This window comes from Acidobacteriota bacterium, from assembly GCA_030774055.1.
GTDB lineage: Bacteria > Acidobacteriota > Terriglobia > Terriglobales > Acidobacteriaceae > JACPNR01.
In genome coordinates this window covers 1-3,781 of the sequence record JALYLW010000005.1, presented here as the reverse complement: position 1 = coordinate 3,781, position 3,781 = coordinate 1, and the positions used below count along the sequence as shown (strand labels likewise).

The 3,781-nt window shown below is 63.9% G+C and carries 3 protein-coding genes; 2 read left to right on the top strand and 1 reads right to left on the bottom strand.

Translation table 11 applies throughout. The features are described 5' to 3' along the window. The first annotated feature begins 156 nt into the window (after window positions 1-156). Window positions 157-888: an SIMPL domain-containing protein gene (locus M3P27_00485; GenBank protein ID MDP9266784.1), complete on the top strand. Its 732-nt coding sequence runs from the start codon at window positions 157-159 to the stop codon at window positions 886-888. Between the two features lie 6 nt (window positions 889-894). Here M3P27_00485 and M3P27_00480 read toward each other — a convergent pair whose 3' ends face one another. Continuing rightward, window positions 895-3,309: a DUF1343 domain-containing protein gene (locus tag M3P27_00480; GenBank protein MDP9266783.1), complete on the bottom strand. Its 2,415-nt coding sequence runs from the start codon at window positions 3,307-3,309 to the stop codon at window positions 895-897. 172 nt (window positions 3,310-3,481) lie between these two features. Here M3P27_00480 and M3P27_00475 point away from each other — a divergent pair. Continuing rightward, a partial coding sequence (locus M3P27_00475) for a beta-lactamase family protein (protein MDP9266782.1) occupies window positions 3,482-3,781 on the top strand: 300 nt, incomplete at its 3' end.

Here is a 3,781-nt window from a genome sequence, read left to right as displayed (position 1 = left end):
CATCATTGAAGGGTCATGCTGAGGAGCGTCGCGAGCAAGCGCTTTTTCCGGCTCGCGAGCAGCGACGAAGCATCTTAGGTTTTTCTTTTCCCCGCCAAAGGCTTACGCTTGCAAGTCGCATCCATTCGTCCGTTCTCCTAGCAGGAGATTCCCAACATGAAGAACCTCGCGCTTTCGCTCGTCGCCACATTCATCCTTGCCACCGCCGTCCTCGCGCAGGAACATCCCACACTCACCGCGCAGGCCAACAGCGTATACGTGGGCGCGGACGGAAAGTTTGAAGCCGATCCCGACACCGCCATCCTCAGCTTCAGCATCAATCCGCAGGAAGACACCTCCAAGGCTGCCTACACCAAGGCCGCGAATGCCGCCGAGCAGGTGCGCCAGATATTGCGCGCGAATGGCGTGGACCCCAAGTCGGCCGCGATGGGCTTCCTCTCCGTGCAGCCGATGTACGACTACCGAAAGCCGACGCACAAACTCATCGGATACCGCGTGAGCACCACCATCACGGTGAAACTGAAACAGAAAGACTTCGACAAGATCGGTCCGCTCACCCAGCAACTCGCCGAGATCGAGACCGCCTCCGGACAGAACCTCGGCTACGAACTCAATGACATGGAAGCCGCCAAGAAGAAAGCCGTAGAGGACGCCTTCGCCAAGGCACGCAACAGCGCGAGCGCGTTAGCGGTCGCCGGCGGACGTTCGCTCGCCGAACTCATCTACGCTTCGGTGGACGTGAACGAGCCAGTCCGCATCATGACTACGAACGGCCGGATGCAGACCATGAAAGCGATGGGAGCCGAAGCCGCGCCCGTGACCGAAGGCTTCAGCGCGCAGCGCATCACCGTGACCGCCCACGTCAACGCGCTATTCGGGATGAAGTGAGTCCTCTCACCTATACAGCAGATACTTCGCGCGCACTTTGATGAACGCCTCGAGCGCCTCGCGCCAGTCTTCCGCGATGCGTCGTGGATCGTCGCCGCGCGCGACCGCGTCATACACGCCCTGATTCACCAGGATGTCCGCCATCCTCTCCGCCTTCCAGTCCTTGGGATACAGCTTGCGCAGTGCCACCGCCAGCTCGATGCCGAGTTCGGGAGCATCGAGTGCGTTGCGCTGCGTCACGATCAGGTTCACGCCATGGCACAGCTCACCTTTGAACTTGGCGTCACCGGGCGTGAAGTCGACGGCAACGAAGCGGACTCCCGATAGCTCGCGCGCGTTCAGGTAGGCGGCCAGCTCACGCGCGTTGATCCACGGCGCCCCCATCACTTCGAAAGGCGTGCCCGTCCCTCGCCCCACGGAAACGTTGGTTCCCTCGATCAGCGCCACTCCCGGATACAGCGTCGCCTGGTTGACACTGCGCAGGTTGGGCGACGGATCCACCCAAGCCACGCCGGTGGCGTCGAACCAGTCGCCGCGCTGCCAGCCCTGCATCGCGACCACGGTAAGCTTCGCGCCGAGTTTCCGTTCGCCGTTGTACATCTGCGCCAGCTCGCCGATGGTCATGCCGTGGCGCACCGGGACGTCCACATAATTGATGAGCCGTTGCGGACCACCCTGCGCCATCGGCCCCTGCACGAACGAGCCGGTCACCGGATTCGGACGATCGAGCACCACGACCTCGGTGCCGGCCAGCGCCGCCGCTTCCAGCACATAGCCGAGCGTGACCTCGTAACTGTAGAAGCGCGCGCCTGCGTCTTGAATGTCATACACGATGATGTCGATGCCTTTGAGCAACTCCGGCGGCACGCGCCCGCGGCGTCCCTTGCGATACAGGCTGTAGACGGTCGCGCCGGTCGCCGGATCCACCGTGTCGGGCACCTCCTCGGTATCGAGGTTGCCGAAGAGGCCGTGTTCCGGACTGAATATCGCCGCCAGCTTCACGCCGTCGGCGTGCGCGATGGCGTCCACCGTGCGCCGGCCATTGCTGTCGAGCCCGGTTTGATTGGTGAAGACGGCGACGTTGCGCGGGTGATCCTTGTTGGGATGAAGCGCGGCAAATCCCGACTGCTCGAGCACATCGATGCCGAGCCTCACGCTGCCGTTGCGGTCGGAGAGCCGGCGCACGCCCGCCATGGTCTCGTTGTAGCCGGTGATGCCCGCAAGCTTGCCCCGCTCTTCTTCCCGGAAGTCGAGGTTGAGCGCCGCCGCCACCGCTGTCGCCACGCGCGTGCGCAGTGAAGGGACGAAGTTTCCCATCTTCGGATCGATCCGGTTCGTCAGCACGATGATGTACGTCCTGCTATACGGGTCGATCCACAGCGACGTCCCGGCCCAACCCGTGTGTCCGTAGCTGCCGATGGGCAGCAGCTCGCCGCGGTTCGAGGAGTACGGCGAATCGATGTCCCACCCCAGCCCGCGCAGCACGGTGGCATTCGCGGGCTGCTGCGGTGTGGTCATCTTCTCGATGATGGCAGCGCTCAGCAGCTTCTTGTCTTTATCCAGCATCGCCTGCGCGAAGCGCGCAAGATCGTCGGCGGTCGAGAACAGTCCCGCGTGTCCGGCGACGCCGCCCATGCGACGCGCGGTCGGATCGTTGACCACGCCGCGCAGGATCACGCCGTCAGACTCCGTCGGCGCGATGCGCGCGCGCCACTCCGCCGGCGGCAGGAAGCGCGTGTGCTTCATCCCCAGGGGCTGGTAGAAATGCGCGTCGGCATATTGCGGCAGCGGCATCCTGGCGACGCGCGCGACCAGCTCGCCCAGCAGGATGTAATTGATGTCGCTGTAGACAAAGCGCGCTCCCGGCGGATCCGTCGGCGTCTCCGCGCACGCCAGCCTGATGGCCGTGTCGTAGCCTGACCACTGCGGCCGCAGGTCGAGATCGGGTGCGAGCCCGGAAAAGTGCGTGAGCAGTTGCCGGATGGTGATGTCGTCCTTGCCATTCGCAGCACACTCGGGAAGATAGCGGGATATCGGATCGTTGAGGCGGATCTGGCCGAGTTCCAGCATCCGCATGACCGAGGGCGCCGTGGCCAGCGGCTTCGTCAGCGACGCCATGTCGAATATGGTGTCGGTCGTCATCTCGGGGGCGTTGCCGCCGAAGCTTCTTCGGCCAAATGACTTCCGGTAAATGATCTCGCCGTCGTGCCCGATGAGGACGACCGCACCGGGGATCTGCGAGGCACGCACCGCGTCTTCGAGCACGCGATCGACAACGGCGAGTCGCTCAGACTTGATCTCGCGGGGCGCTTCTTCTTTAGCGTTCTGCGCCGCTGCCTTCGTTAGCAGAAATAAAACGAAGACGAGCGCCGGCGCGAGCAGCCGGACGATCAGGTGGCGCGGCTTGTGACGGAGGGACAATTGAGAGCAGGTTCTACGCTGTGTTATAACGCGAGCCAGCCGACTCCAACAAGCCGAGTCCACGATCTCAACTCCAACAAGGCGTTCCCTTCTGACCACCGCCAACCCATCCTCAACCGCGCTGGTTGCCGCATACGAAGATCAAGACCGGGTCTTCGCGCCAGCCTGGCAGGTGCTCGACCAGGCCGTCGCCGCGAAAGCTTTTCCCGGCGCGGCCGTTGCCATCACGCACCAGGGGAAGCTGGTCGCGCTCAAGGGACTCGGCGGGTTCACCTATGACGCGAACGCGCCTCGCGTCCAGGCCGACACTATCTATGACCTCGCGTCGGTCTCGAAGGTGGTTGCGACCACGGCGATGGCGATGCTCTTGTACGAGCGCGGCGTGCTGGAGCTGGAAGCGCCGGTGGTAAGCGTGGTACCCGAGTTTGCGGCGGACGACGCCCGCCGCAAACAAGTCACGCTGGCGCAGCTC

Coding starts and splice junctions, on each gene's coding strand:
- M3P27_00485 (MDP9266784.1), top strand. CDS start 157: ATGAAGAACCTCGCGCTTTCGCTCGTCGCCACATTCATCCTTGCCACC.